A 529-nucleotide genomic window follows, 5' to 3' on the forward strand; every position below is an offset into this window, starting at 1 on the left:
TCGACCGCGGCGCGTCGGGTGACCACGCGCTTGACCTTGTCGAGCTCGTCCATCAGCCCGACCTTGGTGTGCAGCCGGCCGGCGGTGTCGATGAGCACCACGTCGGCGCCCGAGGCAATGCCCTTGTCGACGGCGTCGAACGCCACCGACGCCGGGTCGGCGCCTTCGGGCCCGCGCACCACCTCCGCGCCCACCCGGGACGCCCAGGTTTGCAGTTGATCGGCCGCCGCGGCCCGGAAGGTGTCGGCGGCGCCGAGCACCACGCGACGCCCGTCGGCCACCAACACCCGGGCCAATTTCCCTACGGTGGTGGTCTTCCCGGTGCCATTGACGCCGACGACCAGCAGCACCGACGGGTGATCATCGTGCGGCAGCGCGCGGATCGAGCGGTCCATGTCGGGGTGCAGCTCGCGGATCAGCACGTCGCGCAGCACGGCCTTCGCGTCGGCCTCGGTGCGCACGGCGCTGCCGGCCAGGCGGGCGCGCAGCTGCGTCATCACCGACTCGGTGACCACCGGGCCGAGGTCGG

At 73.0% G+C, this 529-nt stretch carries 1 protein-coding gene; it reads right to left on the reverse strand.

Translation table 11 applies throughout. The features are described 5' to 3' along the window. On the reverse strand, positions 1 to 529 hold a 529-nt coding region (locus tag A5711_RS03810; RefSeq protein ID WP_156744776.1), incomplete at both ends, for an AAA family ATPase.

Source organism: Mycobacterium sp. E2238 (genome assembly GCF_001672665.1).
Taxonomy (GTDB): domain Bacteria; phylum Actinomycetota; class Actinomycetes; order Mycobacteriales; family Mycobacteriaceae; genus Mycobacterium.